22 protein-coding genes are annotated in these 25,126 nt (G+C 63.5%); 3 read left to right on the top strand and 19 right to left on the bottom strand.

What is annotated here, in order from left to right; translation table 11 throughout:
• Positions 1-3 precede the first annotated feature (3 nt).
• The 3 genes from IT350_01730 (at position 4) to pap (ending at position 2,863) form a co-directional block, all read left to right on the top strand.
• Entirely contained in the window at positions 4-384 is a 381-nt protein-coding gene (locus tag IT350_01730; GenBank protein ID MCC6156742.1) for a response regulator, read from the top strand.
• 1 nt (position 385) lies between these two features.
• Positions 386-1,261 (top strand): HDOD domain-containing protein, encoded by an 876-nt coding sequence (locus tag IT350_01725; GenBank protein ID MCC6156741.1) that lies wholly within the window; start codon positions 386-388, stop codon positions 1,259-1,261.
• Positions 1,262-1,372: 111 nt separating this feature from the next.
• Positions 1,373-2,863 carry a polyphosphate:AMP phosphotransferase gene (pap, locus tag IT350_01720; protein MCC6156740.1) on the top strand — a complete coding sequence of 497 codons (1,491 nt, stop codon included), beginning with the start codon at positions 1,373-1,375 and terminating at the stop codon, positions 2,861-2,863.
• Here pap and IT350_01715 read toward each other — a convergent pair.
• From IT350_01715 to IT350_01625, 19 genes are all read right to left on the bottom strand, one after another.
• Positions 2,860-4,935 carry a hypothetical protein gene (locus IT350_01715; GenBank protein ID MCC6156739.1) on the bottom strand — a complete coding sequence of 692 codons (2,076 nt, stop codon included), beginning with the start codon at positions 4,933-4,935 and terminating at the stop codon, positions 2,860-2,862. The genes pap and IT350_01715 overlap by 4 nt on opposite strands.
• 13 nt (positions 4,936-4,948) lie before the next feature.
• Positions 4,949-6,610 (bottom strand): alkaline phosphatase family protein, encoded by a 1,662-nt coding sequence (locus IT350_01710; protein ID MCC6156738.1) that lies wholly within the window; start codon positions 6,608-6,610, stop codon positions 4,949-4,951.
• Positions 6,611-6,623: 13 nt separating this feature from the next.
• Positions 6,624-6,974: a DUF86 domain-containing protein gene (locus IT350_01705; protein MCC6156737.1), complete on the bottom strand. Its 351-nt coding sequence runs from the start codon at positions 6,972-6,974 to the stop codon at positions 6,624-6,626.
• Positions 6,964-7,278, bottom strand: coding sequence for a nucleotidyltransferase domain-containing protein (locus IT350_01700; protein ID MCC6156736.1), 315 nt, complete (start codon positions 7,276-7,278; stop codon positions 6,964-6,966). Before IT350_01700 ends, IT350_01705 begins: the two co-directional genes overlap by 11 nt.
• 30 nt (positions 7,279-7,308) lie before the next feature.
• Positions 7,309-10,476 (bottom strand): isoleucine--tRNA ligase, encoded by a 3,168-nt coding sequence (locus IT350_01695; GenBank protein MCC6156735.1) that lies wholly within the window; start codon positions 10,474-10,476, stop codon positions 7,309-7,311.
• 639 nt (positions 10,477-11,115) lie between these two features.
• A complete protein-coding gene (locus IT350_01690; GenBank protein ID MCC6156734.1) occupies positions 11,116-12,525 on the bottom strand; it encodes a hypothetical protein in 1,410 nt (469 codons plus the stop codon).
• Positions 12,518-14,380, bottom strand: a complete 1,863-nt coding sequence (locus IT350_01685) for a hypothetical protein (protein ID MCC6156733.1) — start codon at positions 14,378-14,380, stop codon at positions 12,518-12,520. Before IT350_01685 ends, IT350_01690 begins: the two co-directional genes overlap by 8 nt.
• A gap of 118 nt (positions 14,381-14,498) precedes the next feature.
• Positions 14,499-15,272 (bottom strand): methyltransferase domain-containing protein, encoded by a 774-nt coding sequence (locus IT350_01680; protein ID MCC6156732.1) that lies wholly within the window; start codon positions 15,270-15,272, stop codon positions 14,499-14,501.
• 22 nt (positions 15,273-15,294) lie between these two features.
• Entirely contained in the window at positions 15,295-16,068 is a 774-nt protein-coding gene (locus tag IT350_01675) for a tetratricopeptide repeat protein (protein MCC6156731.1), read from the bottom strand.
• The gene (locus tag IT350_01670) at positions 16,065-17,879 is read right to left on the bottom strand and encodes a protein BatD (protein MCC6156730.1); all 1,815 of its coding nucleotides are present in this window, start codon (positions 17,877-17,879) and stop codon (positions 16,065-16,067) included. The genes IT350_01675 and IT350_01670 overlap by 4 nt, the downstream gene beginning before the upstream one ends.
• On the bottom strand, positions 17,879-18,754 hold the full coding sequence (locus tag IT350_01665) for a tetratricopeptide repeat protein (protein ID MCC6156729.1): 876 nt from the start codon (positions 18,752-18,754) through the stop codon (positions 17,879-17,881). Before IT350_01665 ends, IT350_01670 begins: the two co-directional genes overlap by 1 nt.
• Positions 18,751-19,779: a VWA domain-containing protein gene (locus IT350_01660; protein ID MCC6156728.1), complete on the bottom strand. Its 1,029-nt coding sequence runs from the start codon at positions 19,777-19,779 to the stop codon at positions 18,751-18,753. Before IT350_01660 ends, IT350_01665 begins: the two co-directional genes overlap by 4 nt.
• Position 19,780: 1 nt before the next feature.
• Complete coding sequence (locus IT350_01655) at positions 19,781-20,776, bottom strand: VWA domain-containing protein (GenBank protein ID MCC6156727.1); 996 nt, start codon at positions 20,774-20,776, stop codon at positions 19,781-19,783.
• Entirely contained in the window at positions 20,773-21,795 is a 1,023-nt protein-coding gene (locus IT350_01650; protein ID MCC6156726.1) for a hypothetical protein, read from the bottom strand. Before IT350_01650 ends, IT350_01655 begins: the two co-directional genes overlap by 4 nt.
• A gap of 231 nt (positions 21,796-22,026) precedes the next feature.
• On the bottom strand, positions 22,027-22,341 hold the full coding sequence (gene atpE, locus IT350_01645; protein ID MCC6156725.1) for an ATP synthase F0 subunit C: 315 nt from the start codon (positions 22,339-22,341) through the stop codon (positions 22,027-22,029).
• Between the two features lie 67 nt (positions 22,342-22,408).
• The gene (gene atpB, locus IT350_01640; protein MCC6156724.1) at positions 22,409-23,236 is read right to left on the bottom strand and encodes a F0F1 ATP synthase subunit A; all 828 of its coding nucleotides are present in this window, start codon (positions 23,234-23,236) and stop codon (positions 22,409-22,411) included.
• Positions 23,233-23,655 (bottom strand): hypothetical protein, encoded by a 423-nt coding sequence (locus IT350_01635; GenBank protein MCC6156723.1) that lies wholly within the window; start codon positions 23,653-23,655, stop codon positions 23,233-23,235. Before IT350_01635 ends, atpB begins: the two co-directional genes overlap by 4 nt.
• Positions 23,652-23,897 (bottom strand): AtpZ/AtpI family protein, encoded by a 246-nt coding sequence (locus tag IT350_01630; GenBank protein MCC6156722.1) that lies wholly within the window; start codon positions 23,895-23,897, stop codon positions 23,652-23,654. Before IT350_01630 ends, IT350_01635 begins: the two co-directional genes overlap by 4 nt.
• A 100-nt stretch (positions 23,898-23,997) precedes the next feature.
• Positions 23,998-24,789, bottom strand: coding sequence for a hypothetical protein (locus IT350_01625; GenBank protein MCC6156721.1), 792 nt, complete (start codon positions 24,787-24,789; stop codon positions 23,998-24,000).
• Positions 24,790-25,126 lie beyond the last annotated feature (337 nt).

Raw genomic sequence — 25,126 nt, 5'->3', positions numbered from 1 at the left:
GCCATGAAGATCCTTTCGGTCGATGACTCGTTCGTGATTCGCCGGATCATCACCGACGCCGTCAGCGTGATCGGATTCGACGTGGTCGGCGCGGCGAACGGGCAGGAGGCGCTCGACGTGCTGGAGCGCGAGCATTCCGATATCAATCTCATCCTGCTCGACTGGAACATGCCGGTGATGGACGGCTACACGACGCTGTGCAATATCCGCGCGGACGAGCGGTTCCGCGGGATTCCCGTGATGATGGTGACCACGGAAGCCGAGCGGGAAAACGTCGTTCGCGCGATCCAGGCAGGCGCGAACAACTACCTGTGCAAACCCTTCAGCCCGCAGGATCTCACCACGAAGGTGATGGAGAGCCTGGGGATGGGATTGGATATGTAACATGAACCGCCCCGCGCGAACCTCGATTCTCGATCGGCTGGGCGAGATCCGGTCCCTGCCGACCCTGCCGCAGGTGGTCGCTCGCGTCATGGAGCGCGTCCGCGACGAGAAGAGCTCGACCGCCGACATCGCCGTCGTCATCGCCGACGACCCCGCGCTCACCAGCGCGGTGCTCAAGGTCGTCAACTCGGCTTACTATGGGACCGCCGGAAAGGAGATCGCGTCGGTCGCGCAGGCCGTGACGCGGCTCGGAATCCAGGAGGTCGGGCGCATCTGCACCGCGGTCGGCATCGCGCGCGTCTTCGGGAACCGATCGAAGACCATCGATTTGCACGCATTCTGGCGGCACTCGATCACCGTGGCCTACACGACACGCGTTTTGGGTGAATACGCGGGCGGCATCGATCGATTCGAAATGGATCACTCCTACACCGCGGGAATCCTGCACGACGTGGGCACCTTCGTGCTGGAGCGACACTTCGCCGATGCGTACGCCGAAACCCGCGCGCTGATGGAATCGGATCATCTGACCGCCTCCGATGCCGAGCGGCGGTTGCTCGACATCACGCACGCCGAGATCGGCGGCTATCTGCTCAATCGATGGCGGCTGCCCGAGCCCGTGGTCGACGCGGTGATCTACCATCACGAACCCGACCTCGCGCCCGACCGCAACCGCCGGCTCGCCGAGCTCGTCCATATCGCCGATTTCATCTGCAACAATCTCGGCGCCACCTCGACGCCCGGGATGATCCGTGAGTCGAGCAGCATTGGCGCGTGGGACGATCTGGCGCTGCGCATGGAAGACGTGCCCGACATCATCCGCGACGTGCAGGAGGAGGCCAAGCGGTCCGAGGTCTTCGCGGTTCTCGCCGCCTGAGCGGCGCCGCCCCCGACCGGTCGATTGAATTTTCCGCCGCGCGCGCTACGCTCGGTCCGCGCGCGGGTGCGCGATTTTCACGATTTGCATGGATCCTCGAAGGGGCCTGCGATGTTCGAGACCGCCGAACTGGGCCGTAAGATTCCGAAAGACGAGTATGCGAAACAGGCGCAGCTCGTGCGCGCCGATCTGCTCCAGGCGCAGATGAAGCTCAAGGACCGCGCGGAATTCCCCCTCATCATCGTGCTGTCCGGCGACGACCGCGTCGGTCTGGCGGATTCGCTGACTATGCTCACCGAGTGGATGGATGCGCGGTTCCTGCAGGTGCACGCCCTCGATCGCGAGACCGACGAGGAACGCGAACGACCGGAGTATTGGCGTTTCTGGCGAATCCTCCCGCCCCGCGGCCGGGCGGGCGTCGTCTTCGGCTCGTGGTATCGAGCGACCATTCAGCGCGGCGTGCGCGACGGCGACGCGGCGCACATCGACGCGGCGTGCGTGCGGATCAACGCGTTCGAGAAAGAGCTGGCGGACGACGGCGCGCTGATCGTCAAGCTCTGGTACCACCTTCCCAAGAGCGAGCGACGCAAGCGTCTTCGCGAGATGGAAAAGGATCAGAAACTCCGGCGCCGCGTGCTGCGTGAAGAGAAGGACATCCTGCGTCTCTACGACGAGGGGACGAAGGTGGTGGAGCGCGTGCTGCGCGAGACGAGCACCGGCGAGACGCCGTGGACCATCGTTGAGGGCACCGACTGGCGGTGGCGCAATCTGCAGACCGCCACGGTGATCCGCGACGAATTGAAACGCCGACTGGCGCGGAAACCGCCCGCGAAGACGAAGCCGCCCAAGCGCGTCCGAAAGAATGGACGGACGATCCTCGACACGCTCGACATGACAAAGACGATCGAGCGGCCCGCCTACGAAAAACAACTGGTCGCACATCAGGATCGCCTCAACGGACTGATGGAACGGCTCGTGAAACAGCGCCGTTCCGCGATTCTCGTTTTTGAGGGATGGGACGCGGCGGGGAAGGGCGGCATCATCCGGCGCATCGTGCCTGCCCTCGACGCGCGTCATTATCACGTGATTCCGGTGAGCGCGCCGACCGATGAGGAGCGCGCGCACCACTCCCTTTGGCGCTTCTGGCGCAACGTTCCGTCCGCGGGGCGCGTGACGATCTACGACCGGAGCTGGTACGGCCGCGTACTGGTGGAGCGCGTCGAGGGATTCGCCGCCGAGCACGAATGGAAACGCGCATATCGGGAAATCAACGATTTCGAGGAGCAACTCTGCGACTTCGGCATCATCCTGCTGAAGTTTTGGCTGCACATCGACAAGGCCGAGCAGCTTCGACGCTTCAAGGAGCGCGAGCATACCAGCTACAAGAATTTCAAGATCACGCCGGAGGACTGGCGCAATCGCGAGAAATGGGACGACTACGAACTCGCGGCGAACGAGATGCTCGAGCGCACGAGCACCGAATTTGCGCCCTGGCATCTGCTGGAAGCCCGCGACAAGAAATACGCGCGCATCAAGGCTCTTCGTCTGATGGTCGAGGCGTTCGAGGCGGCGTTGGGCAAGAGCGGAAAGTCGGGACGTTAGCGGCTCGTTCGCGCCCGCCACTCGATGTGGCGCGGCCCTTCGACCAGATCGATCACGTCGCCGCGCGGGACGAGGCGGATGTCGTATTCCGCGAGCGCCGGGGCGAGGCGGTCGCTCCGCGCGATTGAGCGGTCGTCATAAAGGCAGCGGAAACACGCGAGCGCCCACAGCGCCTCGCCTTCGTCGTATCCCGCGCGCAGCGCTTCGGCGACGCGCCCGTCGCCCGCCGCCCCGAACACGTCGGCCGCCACGGCCTGGGCATCGAAGTCGTACCCCGCGAGTTCGCCGAGCGCGCGACCGAATCCCCGCGCCGCGCCCGCAACCAGGTCCGGCGACGTTTCCGAGTTCCACGCGACCCGTTCGTTCAGGAGCGCGACAATTCGTCCCCGCCCGTCCGCGTCCGCGAGGTCCGCGTTGGTCACGCGGGCGAATCCCGTGCCCATCGCGCCCTGGACGACTCCCGCCGCGAAGGCGGCGTCCGAGCCGGCGGGGGCGTTCGGCCACGACTTGATGAACTCGCCCGTGTCCTCCAACGCGAACGGCGGCGAACCTTCCGTGCGCCGCGCGGTCGCCATACGCGCGTACGCCGCGCCACGAATCGCGGCGAGTTTCCACGCGGACGGAGTCGAGGCGTCGGACATCACGAGGTCGAGGGAACCGTGCGGTCCCGTGATGCGTCCCAGCTCCTCGTAGACCTGCGTCATCCAGGAATACGGGAGTTTCGCCACCGCGTGTTTCCATGAAGAGTGAGCGACCGGCGTCAGCTTCGGGCCGACGCCGAACTCCGACTGCCAGTATGCCGGAAGGTTCTGGCCGAGCAGCACGCGGTAGTCGTCGCCGCGCGCGCAGCGGTACTCGATGGCGAATCGACGTTGCCCAACTCGTTCGACCAGTCCCTTGATGGTGACGCGCGGCGACAGATCCCATGCGCCCGCGAGCAACAGCGGTACGAGCGCGAGCGTCCCGAGTCGGAACGGGCGCAGCGAAACGACGAGCGCCGCGGCGATCATGAGCACCGGCAACATCGGCACGAGATAGCGGAACGTGTAGCGCGGGTCGTTGACCATCTCGAAGACCTCGTAGCCGGTCAGGGCATACGCGCCGAGATACGCACCGATCCACAAGAGGACAAATCGTTCAAGATCGCGCCGATCGTCATCGATGGCAAACTCATCGCGCGCGACGGTCCGCCGCCAGACGAGGATGGCGAGCGCCGCGATCGCGAGCGCCGCGAACCACGACCCGGCCCAAGCCCACGAGTAACTTGCCATGCGCGGAACGTGTCGAAAGAGCAGTGCCGCGAGCTTGGCAAAAACCGGCGTGTCGACCTCGATCGGTTGGAAGACGGGACCGATGCGATGGGTGTCGATCGCGAGCCAGATGCGCGGCGCGAACCCGACCAGAAATCCGGGAACGAGCGCGCTCGCGATTCGGCGCGGCGCGAGTCGCCCGAGACGCCACACCCAAGCGACAAGCGCGGCCGCGACGGATACGACATTTTGCAGACAGAAGAACACCGCGAAGCCGCAGGCGACGCCGAACAGCGCGTCGCGCCCTCGGGAATGCGCCGACCACGAGCGCCGCGCGACGAGATAGACGAGCGCGCCCCACCCGATGGCTTCCATGTGGTTCGCCCACGCGAGGCGGAACATGCGGTCGAGCAGCGTCGGCGGCGCGAGGAGCCAGATCGCGAGGATGGCCGCCGCACGCGCGCCCGCCGCGCGTCGAACGTTGTACGTCCACAGCAGCGTGCCGCCCGCGGCGAACAGGCCCGCGAGGCACTTCATGGCGAACATGTTGGAACCGAACGCGGCGAAGACGGGAACGAGCAACGCACCGTACACCAGCGGTCCGGGAGTGATATCGACGTACTGGTATGTCCCGACCGGTGCGACGAGTCCTTCGAGCAAGCCCCGGGTCAGGTTTCCGTTGACGGTTTCTTCGGTATAGACGGGCCCGCGCTGGTAGTGCGCGAAGGAGACGACGTACCACGCGCCCCAAATGACGGCCCAGAGGACCCACCACGGGAGTTCGCGCCTGGCGTCGGTTGGTTCGGAGGAATCGGTGGACATCGACGGCGCGAGTTTATGCGAGATAGCCGAGCCCTTCCAGACGGCGGCGCACCTCGTCGAGATTCGCGTCCGATGCCGTGGCTGGAGTGAGATGCCTTGGGGAAACCGCCGGGCCGATGTCGGCGGGTTGCTCGCGCAAAGCGCTCTGGTCGATGAGCGAATGGGACGGCGCGGGTCGGTCGAGGTTTCGCGGAATCGGCGCGCCGAGCAGGTACAAAATCGTCGGTGCGATATCAAGAATGTGGCTGTCTCCGGCTACCCCGCGTGCGGCGCGCGGACCGGCGAGCGCGACGATGCCGTGCGCTCGGTGGTTGCCGGTGTGGCCGACCGCGACAGGGCCGACGAGCCGCGTTGCGTGAAACTCGGTCGCGCCGCGCGTCATGTATGCGTTGTCGCGAAACGTCACGACGATGTCGGGCGCGAGATCGAGATGCGCGCCCCAGTAGAGGTCGTCGCGCGACGCGACGAAGCTTGCGAGCGGCGCGTCGTCGTCGGGGTGGCGAAGCGCGCGAACCCGCTCCATCAACTCGTCGCGCAGCGTCTCGTACTCGCGGCCGGGCTCGACGGTCCCTTCCGGCTCGCGCCCGCGCAGATTGATCCAGACATTTCCGAACAAGCCGGACGCGTACGCACGCGTGCGCGCCCAATCCACGGTGTCCCACGACTTGTATCGCGCGTCGAATCGGCCGCGGCGGATCGCATCGTCATCGTCGGGAAGCGAATGCCGTTCGCCGTCGAGCAGCTTCGCGTGCCACGCGTGGCGCGGGTCATCGCCATGTGGCGGAGGTGGTGGCGTGAAGGCGCGGACCTTCGCGGGGTCGAACGACAGATATCCTTCGTCGATCAGCCAGGCGTTCAGGTACACGTCGCCGCGCAGATCGCCGAAGCCGTGATCCGACACGACAAGCAGGTGGTCATCCGGCTCGAGCCGGTCGAGATAGTCGCCCAGCGCGTCGTCGAGCATCTTCGCGGCGAAGTAGACGGCGTCGCCCTCGTCGCCGCGCGCGCCCGGATTCGCGCGGTGCTCGCCGGTCATCGCGCCCCAGAACGCGTGCGCCACGCGATCGAACGCGACGTAAACGGGGAAGAACAGGTCGGGCGATTCCTCGTCGAGCAGACGCAGCGCCACGCGATGCTGTGCGTCGTGCATGGCGCGCACGTCACCGAGGAAACGCGAGCGGTCGTCGTGCCAGTGGACCATCGCGTCGATGATCCAGCCCCATTCGCGCAGCTTCGCGGCCAGCTCGGGCGGGTGCGTCGCGCCGGGGGTATCGAGCGACGGCGTGTGCATGTCGCTCGCGGAAAAACCGCGAATCGGATCGGCGGGGAACGTGAGCGGCAGATTGACGACGCCGCTTCGCAGCGGCGCGGGGAGCGTCTCGAAGATCGTCGGAAATCGGCGATCGAGGCTGGTGACGAGATCGATGTGATACGAGCCCGGCCTGCGCGCGCCGAAATCGAAGATGCCGTGCCGTCCGGGATTCACGCCGGTGACCATGCTCGTCCAGGCGGCAGGCGTGAGCGGATGCCGCGTCGATTCGAGCCGCCCGTGACATCCCGCGTCCATCGCACGCATGAGGTTGGGCAGATACCCCGCGCGCGCCCAAGGGTAGAGCAGGTCGGGATCGCCGCCGTCGAATCCAAAGACGATGACGCGAGAGGGTCGCGACGTCATGCGGTTCCCCGCATTAGTCTCCCGGCTCCACCCAGTTTTCGAGAATGCTCGCCAATTGACCAATGAGGCCGGGAACACGTTTTGTCAGCGTGCCCCACAGATACTCATCATCGATCCCATCATACTGGTGGGCTACGACATCTCGGAGTCCCGCAAGGCCGCGCCAATCGATTCCCGGGAATCGCTGTCGCGTCTCCTCGCTCAGTCTTTTTGTGGCTTCACCCATGACGATCAGTTTGTAGAGGCACGCGTAGTATCGCTCCGTGTCTCCAATAAACTGCTCGAATGTCCGTTCCTGGATAATCCCTTCAATCACCTTGGCCGCGTTCAAGATGTCGAAAACGTACGCGCGATCAGTTTTCATAGACGACCTGGGCGGTTTTCAGAATCTCGTCTCTTCGATACGGATTGCCACTTCGCTCAAGACCACGCCGGCTGACGAAGTCGACGCGCCGTCCGAGAATTTCAGACATTTCGTCACTCATGTGGACTTGATCGAACAGGTCCCACCCGGTGTCGGGCTCCCAGACGACGAGGACGTCCACGTCGCTGTCGTCACGAAAATCGCCGCGTAGCGCCGAGCCGAACAACTCCATGCGGACGATCTTCCACTTTCGGCAGAACGCCTCGATCTGCTCGACCGGCCAATGGAGCTTGGGGGAAATCACGACGCCCTCCGTTCGACGTTCACGATTCTATCACGAAACCGCCTCGGCTTTCGCGAGCCTCACCCGCATCCGGCCCGATGCGATCTTCAGCTCCTTCGAGTCGTCGCCGGGGTCGCCCTCGGTGAACGATGTGCACAGCAGTTCCTCGGCGATGACCTCGCCCCACTCGCGCACCACCTCGCGCAGCATGTCGCCATCGATGTGATAGACGACCGCGCAGCGATCCTCGATCTCGAGCCCCGCGTCCTTGCGCAGCATCTGAAGGTTGCGCAGGATGTCGCGCATCAACCCCTCGCGCTCCAGTTCCGGTGTGATGACCGTGTCGAGCGACACCCAGTTGAACGCGTCCGCCGCGACGAAAGTGTTTTCCGGCGATCGCTGCTCCACGAGAAAGTCCGCCTTCTCGAACTCGAACTCCGCGCCCTCGAATTCCATCGTGAACGACGCGGCTTGCTCCAGCGCCTTCGCGCGAAGTTCCGCATCGGTTTCGAGCGCGGCGGCAAACGCCTTCATCTTCGGCCCGAGTTTCTTGCCGAGCGTCTTGAAGTTCGGCTTCACCGTGATCGTCGCGGGCGAGGGCGTGCCCGGCTCGGCGACCCTGATCGCCTTGACGTTGAGCTGCTCGCGCAGGAACGCCTCGTGCTCGCGGAAACTCTCGGCCTCCGCCGCGGACTGCGGGCCAACCGCGATCGACGCCAACGGCTGACGCACGCGCAGCTTCGCGCCCTCGCGGGCCGAGAGCATCAGGTGCGTGATGCGCTCCAGCGCGCCCATCTCATCGGCGAGTTTGGCGTCGCGCCATTCGGGCATCGCGTGCGGAAAATGCAGGTGGTGGATCGAATCGGGCGCGTCGGGATGCACCGCGCGCACGAGGTTTTGGTAAATGTGCTCGGTCAGGAACGGCATGATCGGAGCGACAAGGCGCGTGAGTGTTTCGACGCACGTGAAGAGCGTGTCGAACGCCATGCGCGTGTCGGCGTCCGCGATCTCGCCCCAGAAGCGCCGCCGGTTGTTGCGGATGTACCAGTTCGACAGTTCCTCGACGAACTCTTCCGCGGCCAGCACGCCCGCGCGCAGGTTGTAGTCGTCGAAGCCCTTGCGGGTGCGTTCGATGAGCACGGCGAGCCGATCGAGGATCCATCGATCGAAGGGCGGACGATCCGCGAAATGCGTCTGCGGGCGCGCGCCGGGGTCGTAATTCGCGATGCGCGCGTAATTCACGTAGAACGCGTAGGTGTTCCAGAAGGTGTTGATGAAACGCCCGCGGATCTCCTTGGCGGCCGCGTAACCGAAATTCAAATTCGTCGTCGTTTCGTGCCGGCAATACAGCCAGCGCAGCACGTCCACGCCGGAGTGTTCGGCCGCGTCGTCGAACCAGACCGCGTTGCCCGCTGACTTGTGCATCTCCGCCCCGTGCTCGTCGCGCACCAGCGCGTGACCGAGCAGCGTTTTGAACGGCGGCTGGTTCTCCATCATCGTGCTCATCGCGAGCAGCGCGTAGAACCAGTTGCGAAACTGGCCGGGGAAGCACTCGAGCACGAGATCGGCGGGGACCCACTTTTTCCACTCGTCGCGATTTGCGTTGTAGTGCGTGGTCGAGTAGGCCACGATGCCCGCGTCGAGCCACGGATTGCCCACGTCACCGATGCGACTCGCCGCGTGGCCGCACTTCGCGCACGCAATCTTGACCGCGTCGATGAACGGGCGGTGCGGGCTCTTGCCGTCGAAACCGTCCCACCCGGCGATCGCGCGCTCGCGCAATTCATTCAGGCCGCCGATCACGTCGAAATGCCCGCACGAATCGCAGACCCAGATCGGCAGGGCGAGACCCCAGTAGCGCTTTTTCGAGATCATCCAGTCGCGCATGTTGCCGAGCCAGTCGAGCTCGAGGTCGAGGCCGTAGCCCGGGATCCAGCGGATCTGCCGCGCCACGTCCTTGATCTCCTCGCGCCACGCGTCCATCGCGATGAACCACTCGTCCACCGCGCGGAAGAGCAACGGCGTCTTGCATCGCCAGCAATGAGGGTAGCTGTGCTCGTACTTCTCCGTCGCGAAGAGGATTCCCTTCGACTTGAAGTCGTCGATGACGAGGCTCTCGACCTGGGCCGCGTTCTTGCCCGTCAGATATCCGAAGCCCGGACCGAAGACGCCCAGGTCGTCGATCGGCGCGATGACCGGCAGGCCGTACTGCTTGCCGAGCTCGAAGTCTTCCTTGCCGCAGCCCGGCGCGATGTGGACGATGCCCGTGCCATCGGTCGCCGCCACCTCGTCCCAGAACACCACCGGGTGCCCCGCTCCGTCCACCTTCTGGTTCGCGTTCTCGTCGTACGGCCCGCGGTAGAGCCAGCCCTCGAACGCGCTGCCCGGCATGGTCTCGATCACCTCGTGCGCGCCCTTGCGCCCGACGACCGACGCGACGAGCCCTTCGGCGAGGTAATACACCGCGTCGCCCTGGCGCACCTTCGCGTAACGCAGTTTGGGATTCACCGCGATGGCGGTGTTCGACGAGAGCGTCCACGGGGTCGTCGTCCACACGAGGAAGTATTCACCCTCGCGGCCGACGATGGGGAATCGCGCGAAGATCGAGGTGTCCTTGACGGTCTTGTAGCCCTCGTGCATTTCGTGCTGCGACAGTCCCGTTCCGCAGCGCGTGCACCAGGGCATCACGTCGTGGCCTTTGTAGATCAGGCCGCGATCGTGGCACTTCTTGAGGAACGTCCAGATCGTGTAATTGTTCTCGTCCGACATCGTGTAGTACGAGTCGTTCCAGTCCATCCAGTATCCGAGCCGGATCGACTGCGCCGTCTGGACCGCGCTGTACTTGCGCACGCGCTCCTTGCACTTCTCGACGAACCGGTCGATGCCGTAGTTCTCGATGTCGCGTTTCGTCGCGAAGCCGAGTTCCTTCTCCACCTCCACCTCGACCCACAGGCCCTGGCAGTCGAAGCCGTTCTGGTAACGCAGTCGCTTCCCGTTCATGGCTTGGTAGCGCTGGTAGGCGTCCTTGAGCGTGCGCCCCCAAGCGTGGTGGATTCCCATCGGGTTGTTGGCGGTGATGGGGCCGTCGAGAAACGACCAGATCGGTCCGTGCGCGTTCTTTTCGCGCAGGCGGTCGAACGCGCGGTGCTCGTCCCAAAACTTCAGGACCTCGTGCTCGAGCGCGACGAGGTCGAACCAGCTATCGACTTTTTGATGCATAAGCGCCCCTAGCGGCGCGATCCGCCGCCGCTTCGATCCCGGAAACCGGTCCCGGAACGCGCGATTATAGGTAGGGGGCGGGGCAGGTCAATTCGGCGCGGTCCCGATTCATCCTGACCGAAGTGAAGGATCTCACCGCGAAGGCGCAAAGAGCGCAAAGTGTCCCCATCGTGTGGCGCGGGTGCCCTCGCCCGCGATGCCGCCACCGAGAGCCGGCTACGATCGGGGACATGCAGCGCGCCGCGCGATGAGTGTACCCGCTCGAAACAATGCCGAGCTGGCGCTCGGCGCTCCCAGCACGTGCAGCCGACCAAAAACTAAAGTAGCCCTTTGAGGCTTGCGTCGGTGAGGCTTGAGGTCGAAGTTCGCGCCTCCACTGCTGAATCGTGACAACACTGGCTCCTGTGCCCTCAACCAAAAACCAACGACGAGAGACCAACGACCCATACCTGTCCCCGCTCGTGCCCTCTCCCCTCCTTCGCCATCCGAACGGATGGCTATCAACGCACGAGGCGGTTTGCGAACGGCCCCTGCGGCCCGAATCGAGAGAGATCGGTATTGTGTCCCGAGAATTCAAATAATGCTATGAACATCAAGTATCTTATCATCCGACATTTAGGATTTATCGTATTTAACATTTTATTCCTCGTATTTGCCGACGCACTGTTTCGTCGCCTCAAAATTTGCGAGCATCACTAGCGCATCGACACTTCTGATGCTCACTGATCTCTGAATACCAGCAACCTTTGCCTCGACTTCGTCCCCCTCTGCGCACAGCGTATAATATAACTGTTTTAGATCTTTGTTGACGTCAATTAAACCGCCACGCCGAACATGTGATATTCCCTTTTCTATTATAATATGAGTGTTGTCGTGAAGGATCTCTCGAAACATCTTTAGCACTTCATCTGGGGCTCGGCGAAGCGGTTTCGGCAATTCTGCAAATGCCTCTCTTGGCTTTTTTTCTTTATTACGATTTTTTAATTTCATTTTGTCTTCTGGTGTTTTCGGGCGTAAATTTCGATAATAATCCCTGTACTTATTTAGATGCTCTCTCGCCTCGTTCGGTTTTAATAGTTGCTGATTCCCCATTAATGCGCCACCTTTGCATTTCGGTACGTTCCCCTGCGCAGAATATGTTATTTCTTTTCCGTTTGAACTTGCGGATATATCCAATTGAATTTTATCAAGATATATATAATTTCGTTTCGCGAGGTACTCTCTAGTTTCCCTTGCAAGTCGATCGCCGTCGAATTTTGGATCTATTGATTGCATTTCTTTTAATATGATATAACGTGCTGCTGCGAACATGGCATATTTAGTTTCATCATACTTATCTGAGCATCGCGCTTGATAATCGCTTATAGGTATAGTATTATATGCATAATCAATTTCAGTTTTAATTTGAGGATTGTCTGAGAGAAATTGCAGCATCCCTTTTTCGGCGACAAACTCATTCGCTGGTATTCCGTTAATGTACAGTATGTCCCCTTCGATTTCAGTCGAAAATGGGGGTGTCAATATGAGACCATTGCATATCACCAAACAATTGCTGCACACAAATGTTTCTTGATTTGTCGATTTGTCGGGAAGCTCATTTTCCGAAATTCTAAAATATGAAATCAAGTCAAGGATTTCTTCTTTACTCAGGTATCTCAAATCAGAGTCCCTGCCGAACGGACCAAGCGCTCTTCGATGCAGATTTTTCGGCGTTTCGGTGGAAATTGTCAAGGTTGATTCTTCGTTCGTGTCCCTATGATCAGGCTTGCTTGATTTCGGATTTGTAACCGGAATTTCGAAATTCGAATCCGCCGATGTGGTTGAGATCGTCGGTGTGGCTACCGATTCGATTGCGCTAGTTGGGGGAGTTTCCACAATTTCAGTACCACCGTTTCGTGGGGAAGAAGAGTCCTGCGCGCATCCAATCAGAAAGCAAAGTGATATCGCAGCCGCCAAACAGCAGGAGAAAATCAGATTTATAACGCCGCAAATCGGTTCAAATCTGTGCGAAACCGATCCAGCGCCCAATCGAGATCGACGCTCACCCACAACATGCTCCGTCTTGTTCCATGGCACCGACATTCGATTCGTTGGAACCTGTTTCCGGGAATTCCGGATTCTCGGTGTCGTCGTCCGGCTCGTCATGGTCATCCCCTTCTAAAGTCGTCGTCGTTGAAGACGTCGAAGTTGACGTCGTTGTCGTGGTGTTACCCGTATCCGATGTCGTCGTCGTGCTCGTTGATGTTGTTGTCGATGTCGAACTCGCCGTCGTTGACGTCTGTGTCGTCGTGGTGCTCGGTTCCGTCGTTGTCGTCGAGGACGTGGTAGTCGTACCCGGATCGGAAGTCGATGTGGCGCCGGTTGTTGTCGTCGTGCTCGATGTCGTCGTGCTGCTCGCGGTCGTTGTGGTTGTGGTCGTGCTGCCGATCGTCGTGGTGGTCGACGCCGGCGCGTAGTACACGCTGAAGGCCACGTCCTCCAACCGGTTGCCGATGTGCCCCGCCGCGTCGTAACCAATGATGTCCACGCGTCCATCGTACCAGTCTTCACCCACGCCGAACATCCATTCCGCGAGGATGAGCGGCAAGCGCACCGGTCCGAACGGGAATTCACAGTCCGTGAGCGGGTCGCCGGGAGCGATCAATTCATCCCAGTCTATGGTCGTGGGAAACAGGAAGAACGGCACGTCGACGAGCTTGACGTACGCTCCGAGCAGATCGCTGTCCGGATCGCAGACGGTGAACTCGAGCCAGCTACAAGCTTCCACCTCGCACGCGGGTGTCCAGTCGAACTCCGCGGGATTGAACGACCCGTTGGAAACCGTGGGCGGGTCACCCGCGATGGTCGTGGTGGTCGTCGATGTTGTCGGCGCCACCGTGGTCGTTGTTCCTTCCGTCGTGGTCGTCGTGGAGGGGTGTGTCGTCGGCGGCGTCGCGGTGGACGTGGTCGTGGTCGTTGTGGTTGTGGTTGTGGTCGTGGTTGTCGTTGGAACGAAAACGTAGGGGTTGTCCAGACCCGTCAGACGATTGAAGGTGTAGTGCGTGAGTTCGTCCGTGATCTGATCGAACGAGAAAGTGTCGTAGTCGAAGGGCGCCGAGCCGAAGGTGAGCGCGGCGACCCCCGCCAGCAGGTCCAGCCTTTCGCCCGACTGCGGATCGCGCATGGGGGCCCGGACGCCAGCTGGAATTTCCGGCAGCATCAGGTCGGTCGTCCCACCCGGCGCGTAAATTTCCCAGAGCGCCTCGTCTGCCCATGCCCTCATGATAATCCGCGCGATGACGAGATCCGCGTCGGGACTCCAGGCGGTCGTCGGATCGCTCAGCGTGAACGATCGGTCGGTTTGGCTGAGCCCGTCCAACACATCGAACGGCGTGGCCAAATCGACGTCGTCATTGCGCGAAGCGAGCCCGCGCGCGATCTGCGTGACGATCGCGCCGTTCGCGTCGATGGCGATGGCGGCCAGAAGGGGGTCGTAGGCCGGGATCGCGCCGCCCGGATCGACGGTCGGCAGGTCCACGTCGACGGACGTTCCGCCGAGCGCGTACTCGAACCCCGCGAGCAGCATTTCGCCCGCTCCGTCGAGCTGCTCGCGATCCGCGAAGGAGCCGATCAACACGTCGGACCCGGACGGAAAGCGATCCACATGCGCCGACGCGGTCACCGTCACCGTGTTGGTCGTCGAAAAGTCGACGACGGCGTCGTCGGTCGGTACGAACTCGGACGTCATTCCGACTTCTCGAGCCTGGATCAGCGCCGCGAGATCGCCAATTTGCGGGTCTGGCGTCGACATCAGGTCGAGCAGCGCGGTCTTGTCCACGCGTCCCGCAAACGCCGAGAGCCGCAGGGGTTCGCCCGCCGGAACGGGCAGCGCGTAGGGAGCGATGTTCAGCCACATCTGGATCACGAAAATTTTTTTCGACTCCGTGTCTTGCGCCGGTGTTATTGAACGCCCCATTATTTCCGCGTGAAAAGGCATGGGCACCGTCGCGAAGTCTCTAACCGTACAGGGGAATCGCGCCCCATCAGTGCAATTTTGTCGCGGTCAGACACCAGTAGTGTTCGAACTCGTCATGGGCCTTGATGTGTCCGAATCCGGCATCCAGAAACTCGCGGCACGCGGATTCCAGCGAAATCCGCAGATGGTTTGGCGGACCGAAATCGGGAGTCTGACCGTCGGACAGCGGCGGCCAGTCGATCACCACGACGCGACCGCCGGGACGCAATACGCGCAGCATTTCGGACAGATGGTGATCGCGGGCGGGAAGCTCGTGATACACCGCGCAGCAAAGCAAAACGTCCTGCGTCTCCGGCCCCAGATCGATGTGCGTTTCCGCGGTCAGAACCGGAATGATCGACTCGCCGTATCGGTGATGGATCGAACGCTCCCGCAGGATATCGTTCATCGCATCCTGGCAATCGAGACCGTAAAAGCGCCCGCGCCCTTCGACGGCTTCGACGATGGGAAACAGGCAATACCCCGTGCCCGCGCCGATGTCGGCGAAGGACATGCCCTCGAAGGGCGACACGAGGCGGATGATCGTTTTTAGCGGCAGGAGTTTTTTTCGTGCCGGGTCGTCGAGCCGCGCGGCCTTGGCGACACTGAACTTGCGGTCGTGCTGATGGTCGTGGTGATGGTCTTGGGCATGGCCGTGCGCATGCCCGTCGTGGCCATGCGCGTGCCCGTCGTGGCCTTGTGCGTGCGCCGCGCCGTGGGGATGCGCCGAAGCGCGCGAATCGGGTTCGTGCGCGGCGTGGGTGTCGGCGCGATGCTCCTTGTTGCGATCGTCCCGGGTCATGAAGCCCCCACGATGGAGCCTTTTATCCTATCGGCAAAAGCGCTTCATTGGGAGCCCATCCCGTGAAGCCCGTCGGAATTTCGATTAGCGACCACGTGCCGCGCGTCTCGCGCACTTTGCAGTCCATCCCCGCGTGAACGGTGAAGAGCGTCGGGTTGTCCATCGACGGCCCGCTTTTGACGGCGAGTTCGGCGGGGGCGACCACCGCGCGCGCGCCGCCGTATTCTCGCCGATGTTCGATGGCGTACACGCCCGCGAGCGCCGCGCAAAGGAGCAACGCGACCCCGACCGCGATGACGCGCTTGCCGGAGCGGTCGCGCCTCCGGGGCCATCCCGCACCGATCACGGCGAAGCCGATCACATAACACGCCGCCGCCGCGCCCGCGAGTTCCACGAAGCGCAGCCGCTCGACACCGAATCGGCCGAGGCGCATCACGAGGGATTCGTCGGTCTCGGGCAACGCGTCGGCGCGCGAGGATTTGGCGAAATCGAGGTTGTGGATGATGTCGGCGTCGCGCGGGGCGCGAAGGCGCGCCATCTCGAAGAACCGGATCGCCTGACCCAGGTTCCCGGCCTTCAGGTGCGCGCAGCCGAGGTTGTAAAGCAGCCGTGCGTCGTCGCTGCCCTGCGCGCGGGCTTTCTCATAGGCATCGATCGCCTCGGCGTAGGCGCCCGCGAGAAACGCCTCGTTGCCTTGATTGTAGAACGTCGCCGCGCCCTCGCCGGACGCACCGGCGTGCCTCGAATGCGCCAGCGCCGCCAACACTACAACCGCGATCGCGATGCGGCGAATCACGACGCGCCCCCTTTCGCGAGCAGGCGGTGCATCGCGTCGATCCATCGCCCCGCGCGATCAATGGCGGCCCGGCGGTCGTCCGGCGGGGGATTCACGCCGCCGAAACGCATGGCGTCGCAGGCGCCCAGCAGGTCGGCGAAATCCCGAAGAAGATCGTCGCCGACGCCTCGCGCCGCGAGACGTTCGCGCGCCGCCGCCGCCGTGAGCGACGGCGCTTCGACGGCGAATTGATCGGCGACGAAACCGATGAGCGCCGCGGTGAGCGCCGCTCCGAAATCCGATGGCGCGCCGCCCACGGCGTTGTTCGCGGCGGCGAGGTGCTTCTTCGCCTCCTTGCCCGCGCGAAGCCGCCTCGCCAGGGCGACGTTGCCCGCCAGATGCTCCGCGTGACGTACCCTCCACGCGCGCACGGCAAACGCCACCGGAGCCAGCAGGAAAACAGCCCAGTATGCGGGATGCCGCGTGATCGGCTCACGCCATTCGTCGAGGTGCTGCGCGTCGGATTTGACGGTGCGGATGTCGCGACCCGCGAGGGCAATTTCTTCCTTCGTGCGCGGTCTGGCCGGCGCGGCGGCCACGTCGCCGGGCAGCACCGAAAGCGCGATCGGCCCCGCCGAGATCGTTTCGTACGCCTGCTTCACGGGATTGAAGACGTCGAGCGTGAAGGGACCGAGCGTGTACTCGCCGTCCTTTTCCGGCACGATCACGGTTTCGAACACGCGCCGCGCCTTCATGGTGTCGAGGCTCGCCACGCTGTCGTCGCGGCTCGCTTCCTTGAACCCGCGCAAGCCGGTCGGCAGGTTCAGCTTCGGCGCGCCGAGGCTGTCGGCGTTGCCCTTGCCCGTGACGGTGATCGACACGGTCGCCCCCTCGCCCGCGCGGACCTGCGCCTTGTCGATCGCGGCGGCCATCGTGAAGACGCCGACGTTGTTCTCGAACCCCGCGGGCCGCCCGGCGACGGGCAGGGGCTTCACCGTGATGGTCTTCGCGGGGCTGCGCAGTTCACGCCGGACCGTGCGCCCGAAAAACGCATCGATGCCGAAGGGGTCGCTCCGCCGCCGACTATTTCGTTCGGGCAGCAGCACCGACATGACGAGCGGCTCGATCTTCACCTCGCCCGGCGCGATGGGATACACGGCGAAACGCACCACCTGCGACACCTTGTATCGAGTTCCGCCGACGTTCGTGGAGGTGAAGTTGAACGACTGCCCGCCCGAGAGTCGATGGCCGAGACCGCCGGTGAACGCCGGATCTCCCAGCAGTTCCGCGCCTTCGAGTCCCTGTCCCTCAATCAGGTAGAAGTAGTAGGTGACGATGACTTCCTGTCCCGGGTACGCGGTTTCGGGTTCGACCTCGGCGTCGATGAACGCGCCGTTTCCCGCGGCTTCCTCGGGCACGTCGCCGGGCGCGGCGGCCGCCATGCGGTCGACGACCTCCACGTCCGCGGTGTTGCTCTGAAACACCTGCCCGCGAATCGTCATCTTCGCCGGGCCGATCGTGACCTTGCCAACGGTCGTCGCGCGAAACGTCAGTCCCGTCTGGTGCGTGACCGTCGTCTGGCCGTTGACGATCTGGATGCTGGGCCCGCCCGACGTGCCGATCAGTTCGAGGTTTGCGGGGCTCGGAAGCTGTGGCTTCGGCGCGGAGAGCCCCGCGCCTTCGAGGCGAATCGTCACCGTCACGGCGTCGCCCACCTGGACGGACTGCGGCTCGGCATCGAGCGAGAGCGTGACCTGCGCGACGGCCGGTGCGGCCGCGAGAACGAAGAGCAGCCCGACGAGGCCCGTGAGATGGCGAAGGGGCGCGGACATCACCAGTCCTTGTCGGGAACGGTGTATCCCGTCTTCGGCAGGATCTGCCGGATGAGCTCGGCCTGTTCATCGCGCTTGAGCGAATCCAGAATCCGCGCGGCCTGATCGGGCGTCAGGTTCTCGACCGTCTGCTGTTCAGTCGATTCCTCCACGCGGGTGTCGGGGGATTTCTTCTCTTCTTCGGGCGGCTGGTCGTTCTCGTCCTCGCCCTCCTGGGGCTTGGGGGTGGGTTTCGCCTCGTCGGTCTGGTCGTCCTTCGACTCGGCCTTGCCCTTTTCACCGCCCTCGTTCTCGCCCTGCTGATCGCCCTTCTTGCCCTCGTCGGGCTTGTCGCCTTCCTGGTCGCCCCCGCCGCTCTTGTCGTCCTTCGGATCGTCCTTTTTCTGATCGGGATTCTTGTTCTGGTTCGAAGGTTCCTGCTGCGCGAGCAAGCGCCGCGCGAGCTCGAGATTGTACTTGGCGTCTTCGTCGCCGGGGCGGCGCTTGAGTGCCTCGATGTACTCCTGAATCGCCTCGGGATACGCACCCTTCTTGAACAGCGCGTTGCCCGCGTTGTAGTGCGCGTCGGCCACGATATTCGGGTCGTCGCTGTAGTAGGACTTGCGGGACGCGGTCAGCGAATCGTCGAACTTGCCCTGTTTGTAAAGCGCGCCGCCGAGGTTGAAGTCGAGCGACGGGGCGCTGGGGTTTTTCACCTGCGCTTCGGTGTAATGCTGTTGCGCCTGATCGTACCGCCCGTGCTCGAATTCGCGGTTCCCCTTGTATGCCTCGTCGAAGACGAATTCGAGAAACCCCGCGCCGGCGAAGATCCACAACGCCGCCGCCAAGGGGGCGAGCATCGCTCGAAACGGGATGGTGTCGGTGCGCCGCGTCATGCCGCGTCCTCATCCGTGCGCCGGGGCCTGCACACGCGCCGCTCGGGCCACGCCGCCTCGACGGCGAGCATCATCATCGCCGCGAGCGCGAACACGAAAAACCGCTCGCGCTTGCGCGTAATGACCTGACTCTTGAGGTCCTTTTTATCCATCTTCTCGATTTCCTCAAGAAACCAGCCGAGTTCGAGCTCGCCGTAGCTCGAACGATAATACTTCCCGCCGGTCGTGTCGGCGATTTTCTGTAGCTGCGTCTCGTCGAGCTTCGAAAGCACGACCTGTCCCGACTTGTCCTTTACGTACGAAATGTTGCCCTGTTCGTCGCGTTGCGGAATCGGGACGCCCTCGGGCGAGCCGATGCCGATCGTGTAGATCACGACGCCTTCTTCCTTCGCCTTTTCGGTCGCCTTCTCCACGTCGCCGACGGTGCTCTCGCCGTCGGTGAGCAGCAGCATCACTTTGTGCTTGCGGTTCACGCTCTCGTACGCCTCGGTCGCCGTCTCGATCGCCGCGGTAATGTTCGTGCCCGGCGTGGGAATCGCGTTCACGTCGAGGATCGACAGGTAGAGCTTCGCCGCCGAATAGTCGAGCGTGAGCGGGCAGAGCAGAAACGCCTGCCCCGCGAAGGGCAACACCGCCACGCGGTCGCCGCGCACCTGATCGAGCAGGCTCGAAAGCTGGTGTTTGGCCTTTTCCAGGCGGTTTGGAGCAAGGTCCTCGGCGAGCATCGACTTGGAGACGTCCACCGCCACGACGATGTCGATGCCGCGACGGCGCACTTCCTCGAAGACCGTGCCGAATTGCGGGCCGGCGAGCGCCACGACCATCAGCGTGAGCGCCGCCGTCACGAGCGCGATGCGCGCCGTCTCGCGTCCGGGCGCGGCGTGAAGACGCACCGCGCGCCACACGTCGGCCGAGGCGAACTCGGCCAGCGCGGCACTTCGTCGCCGCGAAGCACGCACGAGCCACACGGCCAGCAGCGCGATCGCAACGAGTATCAGCAGCAGCCACGGCCGGGCGAAGTCCATCTCAGCTCACCTCCCGCAGGGCCGTGCGCGCGAGGACCAATTCGGCGGCGAGGCACAAAAACGCGAGCGCCAGTGGAAGCGGATAGCGCTCGGTGAAATCGGTGAAGGTCTTCACCTCGTAAGGACTTTTTTCGAGCTGGTCGATGGCGTCGAACACACGCCGCAGACTGTCGGCGTCGGTGGCGCGGTAGAACTGCCCGCCGGTCTTGTCGGCGATGCCGCGCAGCACTTTCTCGTCGAGCACGAAGGTCTGCTTGACGAGGCGCGTGCCCATCAGCGGGTCCTTGACGGGAATGTACGCAGGGCCGTCGCTGCCCACGCCGATCGTGTGCACGCGGATACCCACGGCCTTGGCGAGGTCCGCCGCCGTCATCGGGTCCACGCGTCCCGCGTTGTTGTCGCGGTCGGTCAGCAACACGACGACCTTGCTCTTGGCGGTCGACTCGCGCAGGCGGTTCGTCGCCGTCACGAGCGCCATGCCGATCGCCGTGCCGTCCTCGATCATCCCGATCTTCGCGCGCTCCAGAAACTGCAGGATGATGCCGTAGTCGAGCGTGAGCGGCGACTGCGAAAACGCCTGCCCCGCGAAGAGCACGAGGCCGATGCGATCGACCTTGCGGCCTTCGATGAAGCGCTCGATGGTTTTCTTCGCGACGAAGAGGCGGTCGTTCGGAGCGAAATCCTGCGCGGCCATCGACCCCGACACGTCGAGCGTGAGCACGATGTCGATCCCCTCGCCCTCGGTCACGTTCTGCGTGCGGCCGAGCTGTGGGCGCGCGAGGGCGAAGACCACAAATACCAGCGTCGCGACGCGCAAATAGAGCGGCAACCGGCGAAAACGAACGCGCCACGACGGACGCACGTCGCGCCACAGCTCCGCGCCGCCGACGCGGATCGGCGCGACATGCCATCGCTCCCCGGCGATCCGCCACCACAAAATGAGCAGCGGCAACGCCAGGAAGACGAGCGCCCAGGAGTTGGCGAACTGGAAACTCATGCGGCGTTCTCGTTTGGCGGCGCGGCGGGCGCGTCGGTTGCCGATTCCGTTGGCTCGGGCGGTCGCGTCGCCTCGACAAAACGGATCGCGGAATCGAGATCCGCGTTCTGCCCGTCGGCATCGGGGTCGAATTTGGCGAATTTCACGAAATCGGCCGTGTCGAGTACATCGAAAAGCGCGCCAAAGTGCGCCGCGCCGTCGCCGGCAGGCATCTGCGTGCGACCACGCAGCGCGTCGCGCAGCTGATAGGTCGTCAGCAGCGGCGCGGGAACGGCGAAGCGGCGGTCGAGATACTCGCGAAGCGCGGCGGAGATTTCGACGTAGTACGCCTTGATTTCGTCGTGCGTCGCGCGGGGAAACTCGCGCGCGGCAGCGAGACGGGCGAGTGCATGCTCGTGCGCGGGCAGGGGCGGCGTCTCGGGTTCGGGCTTCCGCCTGAAATGCCGCCACGCCACGATACCGGCGATGATGGACGCGATGGCCGCGAAAGCGATCGCCGCGTACATCCCCACCTGACGCAGGTCGCGGGGCACCGCGCGGGGCGGTTTGATGTCGCGGATGTCGGTCGCGTCATCCGGCGTCACCGAGCGGACGTTCAGGATGATCGGCTCGGCGTCCAGGACCAATTCCGCTCCGGCGGCGTTCGTGAAACGCACCGCAGGGGGCGGGAGCTTGTACTTGCCGACCAGATACGAGGTGATGACGTAACCCTCGGTGCGTTGGGAGCGCCCGTCGGGAAGCGTTTGCAGGTCGACCCCGAGCTGCTCGCGTACAACGAGGTCACCGAGGTTCTCTTCCAGCGCTTTTTGCTCGACCTTGTTGGCGGGATCCCACGTCACCGTGATGCGGTAACGGACTTCGTCGCCCACGGTGATCTCATTCGGCTCCGCGGTCACGACGATTTCGACGCCCGGGGTCTTGCCGTCCGCGGGGTCCTGGGCGCGCGCCGACGCGCCGAACGTCGCCGAAAGGGCAACGCCGAGCGTCAGAATCAGCGTTTGGGCGGTTCCGATTCTCATGCGCTCACGACACGAAAAAGCCCCCCATACGACATCCGCCGGGCAATCCGGTTTCCAGCCGCGGCTCATGAGAGGCGGGCGGAATGTAACGCACTCCCCCGGGGGCTGTCCATGAGACGCCGCAACGGGAAAGGGCTTCCGGAAAAAGGAAGGGGAAAGTCGGGGCGAGGTGCCTGCAAACAACAAACCCCGGGTCGCCCCGGGGTTCGTCGGTCGGTCTTCGGATCGCCTTTAGAGCTTGAAGACGAGCAGGAACGAAATGACGAGCGCGTAAATGACCAGCGACTCGATCAGCGCGAGGCTCAGGATGAGCGGCGTGAAGAGTTTCTGGGCGGCGGCGGGGTTGCGGGCGATGCCTTCGAGCGCCGCCGCGGCCGCGCGGCCCTGGCCGAACGCGCCGCCGAACGCCGCGACCGCGATGCCGAAACCGGCCGCGAGCGCCACGTTCTTTTTCACGTCGTCCGACAAGCCCTGGGCAAAGGCCGTCGTCGCCATCGCAAACGTGAAGAGCACGAACAGGGTCAGTGTGAGCATTCTCTTATTCATATCGAAACCTCCTGGTAATCCATGGCAAGACGAACCGTTGCCCTTGTTCCCGTGAAAAAACCCGTTTCTAGTGGTCGTGGGCCGTCGCCAGCGACAGATAGACCATCGTCAGCATCACGAACACCAGCATCTGCACGAAACAAACCAGCGTTCCCAGCACGTAGAGCGGCAAGGGGAACAGCAGCGGCCACGCGATGCCGAGCCCCACCATGAACACGGCGAAGATCGTGTGATCGCCGGTCATGTTGCCGAAAAGACGCAGCGACAGCGACAGCGGTCGGGCGACGTGGCTGATGAGCTCGATCGGCACCATGATCGGCGCCATGACGAAGCGGAGATTGCCTTCGAGCGGCCCAAGGAAGTGCGCGGCGTACTTGACCGGGCCGTGCGCCTTGATGCCGTAGTAGTTGTAGGCGACGAAGACCACCAGCGCGAGCGCCGCCGTGGTGTTCAGATTCGACGTGGCGAGCACCGACGCGGGGGTCAGGCCCGAGAAGTTCGTCAGCACGATGACGAAGGCCAGCGAGCAGATCAGCGTGATGTACTGGCGACCGTGGTGGCCGACGATCTCCTCGAGCAGGTTCAGCATCATGCCGATCAGCGACTCGTAGACGTTGGCGAGCGAGAAATTCGGCGACGGGGCGATGTCGCCCGTCCGGAGTTTTTCCTTGTAGCTCTTGCCGACGATCGCGCCCGAAACGCACAGGAAGATCGCCACGAACGTGAACCAGATCGAGTGCGACAGGTCCAGATCGGTGTGGAGCACGGCGCGCAGGGCGTCGTTGATCGGGTTGACGTAAGACCACGTGTGCATGTCGCCCGCGGCGAGCGCGACGCCCGCGGACATTCCCCACACGACCAGCGCCAAGGCGGCAATACGCATTGCGAATTTCATGACCCCAACCCCGAACCGTTCGAACCGTCGGCGTCTTTCGCGGAATCGGCGACGGCATCCCCACCGGTCAGGAACGGAACCGCCACCACCGAAATGAGAAGGCTCAGCGTCCCGACCGCGAAGGCCGCGAGGTTGAACCACCCGCTTGTCACGATGACCCACAGCAGCCCGGCGAGGATCACGAATTTCGGCACGAGGATCGCGAAATACGCCGGTTTGAGGTTCTCGGGATCGCGGAAGACGCGTCCGACGACGCCCTTTAATATACGAAAGTTTCCCAAAGCGAAAGCCCCACCCGCGGCCACGCCGGCCAGCACGCGCGCGTCGCGCCAGGCGATGGAAAGGGCCGTCAGGACGATCCAGAGCACGAACGCGATGCGCTCGATGTTCGTCAGGGTGTCGGCGTTTTTGTCGATCATGTCCGCCCGTTTCCGTCCGCCGCCATATCGGCCTTCGCCGCCCGGTACACGCGCCAACCCGCCATGCCCGCCGCGCCCAGTCCGAACACCACGCCGAGAATCGTGAGCCAGGGGTCCGTTTCGAATCGCCGGTCGAACCACCGCCCCGCGAACAGCCCGATCGCGACCGAAATGCCCATTTCGATGCCCACGGCGCCGAAGCGCCCGGAGTCGCGGATCATTTTGCGGGATTCGGGATCCATGGGGGTGGTCGCCGCTTCCAGATAACGCCCGCGTCGTCGGGACGCTCGGGGCGCGCCCGTCTTACACCGGGGTGCCGCGCGTCGCAAGCACGGCGGGGAGTCAGATTCGCTCGATTTTCAGATTGCCTTCGAGACTCATGATCTCGTCGTAGAAGTGCCGGTATTGCTCGGGAATCTTGTCCTTGATCGCTCGTAGCGCCGCGACATGTTTCAGGAATTCGGCGCGGTGCGTGGCGGCCGTTTTCACGGAGTTTTCGATGCGCGACCAACTGTCCTTCGCCATCTCGTCGCGCTGGTTCTCGATCGCGATTTCGACCAGGCGCTTTTCATAGCGGGCCATCTCGGCGAAATCCTTGTACGACTGAAAGTGATAGCGCGCCGCGTGGTAGCTTTCGGTCATCGCCCGCCCCGCGTCGGATTTCGCCGCCGCGAGTCCCGCCTTCACGTTCTCCCGGTATTCCTTTTCGGATCGGTCGTTCAGCTCCACCGTGCGCTTCAGCGCCTCCATGTAGAAACGCACCGCCGCCGGTTCGTCCTTGAGACCCCGATAGTCGTCCCCGATCCGCATGCAGTAGAACGCGCCGGTGCGCGCGAGGCACTGGTCGCTGTTTTTCGCGACCTCCGCGTCGCAGCGCGTCAGTTCGAGCTCGTGGTCGGCAAGCATTTTACGCACCGAATCCTCGGACTCGATGTACATCACGGCGCGATTCGAGGCTTCGTCGATCGCGCGCTCCTCGTCGGTGGCGAGCGTGTAGGGCGGCTTCGGCGGTTCGGCGGACTTCGGCGGCGCGGGGGTCGCGGCGGCCGGCGTCGTCACGGCGGCGGTCTCCGGCTTTTCGCACGCGACCGCGAAGACGGCCGCCAACACAATCAGGATCAGACTCAAACGCATGCGTCGCTCCTCGAGATTTCGCCCGATGACCGGCGGAAGCATAGGGACGGCCCGCGCGCGGGTCAAACCGGGAATCTCCGGCACCGAAGATTCGACGCGCAGGGACGATCCGTGGTTGGCGCGGATTTCGTCCGGCGTACGCGAAGGCCGGCGACGGCGCGGGAGCAACGGATTCATCGCCCGCCATCTGCCGCTGCACAGCGTCGCGGTGAAATTACTGCCAGCGCTTCTTGCGCTTGTAGCGCCTCGCGTCCTCGTCGGGCGCAATCTCTAGAATTATTTCTACCGCGGAAATTCGGAGACGATTTTTCTTGCGTTCCCATTTTCGCGGGTGTAT

The sequence above is a fragment of the Deltaproteobacteria bacterium genome (genome assembly GCA_020845895.1).
In the GTDB taxonomy this organism is placed as follows: domain Bacteria; phylum Lernaellota; class Lernaellaia; order JACKCT01; family JACKCT01; genus JADLEX01.
Note: the sequence above shows the minus strand (reverse complement) of the source record. Positions and strands in the feature narration are given on the sequence as shown.

What these genes read in the sequence shown, in the direction of transcription:
- IT350_01625 (MCC6156721.1), bottom strand. Translation starts at nt 24,789, where the DNA reads ATGCGTTTGAGTCTGATCCTGATTGTGTTGGCGGCCGTCTTCGCGGTC.
- IT350_01715 (MCC6156739.1), bottom strand. Translation starts at nt 4,935, where the DNA reads ATGTCCACCGATTCCTCCGAACCAACCGACGCCAGGCGCGAACTCCCG.
- IT350_01695 (MCC6156735.1), bottom strand. Translation starts at nt 10,476, where the DNA reads ATGCATCAAAAAGTCGATAGCTGGTTCGACCTCGTCGCGCTCGAGCAC.
- IT350_01680 (MCC6156732.1), bottom strand. Translation starts at nt 15,272, where the DNA reads ATGACCCGGGACGATCGCAACAAGGAGCATCGCGCCGACACCCACGCC.
- IT350_01710 (MCC6156738.1), bottom strand. Translation starts at nt 6,610, where the DNA reads ATGACGTCGCGACCCTCTCGCGTCATCGTCTTTGGATTCGACGGCGGC.
- IT350_01705 (MCC6156737.1), bottom strand. Translation starts at nt 6,974, where the DNA reads ATGAAAACTGATCGCGCGTACGTTTTCGACATCTTGAACGCGGCCAAG.
- IT350_01665 (MCC6156729.1), bottom strand. Translation starts at nt 18,754, where the DNA reads ATGACGCGGCGCACCGACACCATCCCGTTTCGAGCGATGCTCGCCCCC.
- pap (MCC6156740.1), top strand. Translation starts at nt 1,373, where the DNA reads ATGTTCGAGACCGCCGAACTGGGCCGTAAGATTCCGAAAGACGAGTAT.
- IT350_01630 (MCC6156722.1), bottom strand. Translation starts at nt 23,897, where the DNA reads ATGGATCCCGAATCCCGCAAAATGATCCGCGACTCCGGGCGCTTCGGC.
- IT350_01670 (MCC6156730.1), bottom strand. Translation starts at nt 17,879, where the DNA reads ATGTCCGCGCCCCTTCGCCATCTCACGGGCCTCGTCGGGCTGCTCTTC.
- IT350_01635 (MCC6156723.1), bottom strand. Translation starts at nt 23,655, where the DNA reads ATGATCGACAAAAACGCCGACACCCTGACGAACATCGAGCGCATCGCG.
- IT350_01730 (MCC6156742.1), top strand. Translation starts at nt 4, where the DNA reads ATGAAGATCCTTTCGGTCGATGACTCGTTCGTGATTCGCCGGATCATC.
- IT350_01725 (MCC6156741.1), top strand. Translation starts at nt 386, where the DNA reads ATGAACCGCCCCGCGCGAACCTCGATTCTCGATCGGCTGGGCGAGATC.
- IT350_01655 (MCC6156727.1), bottom strand. Translation starts at nt 20,776, where the DNA reads ATGAGTTTCCAGTTCGCCAACTCCTGGGCGCTCGTCTTCCTGGCGTTG.
- IT350_01650 (MCC6156726.1), bottom strand. Translation starts at nt 21,795, where the DNA reads ATGAGAATCGGAACCGCCCAAACGCTGATTCTGACGCTCGGCGTTGCC.
- atpB (MCC6156724.1), bottom strand. Translation starts at nt 23,236, where the DNA reads ATGAAATTCGCAATGCGTATTGCCGCCTTGGCGCTGGTCGTGTGGGGA.
- IT350_01660 (MCC6156728.1), bottom strand. Translation starts at nt 19,779, where the DNA reads ATGGACTTCGCCCGGCCGTGGCTGCTGCTGATACTCGTTGCGATCGCG.
- atpE (MCC6156725.1), bottom strand. Translation starts at nt 22,341, where the DNA reads ATGAATAAGAGAATGCTCACACTGACCCTGTTCGTGCTCTTCACGTTT.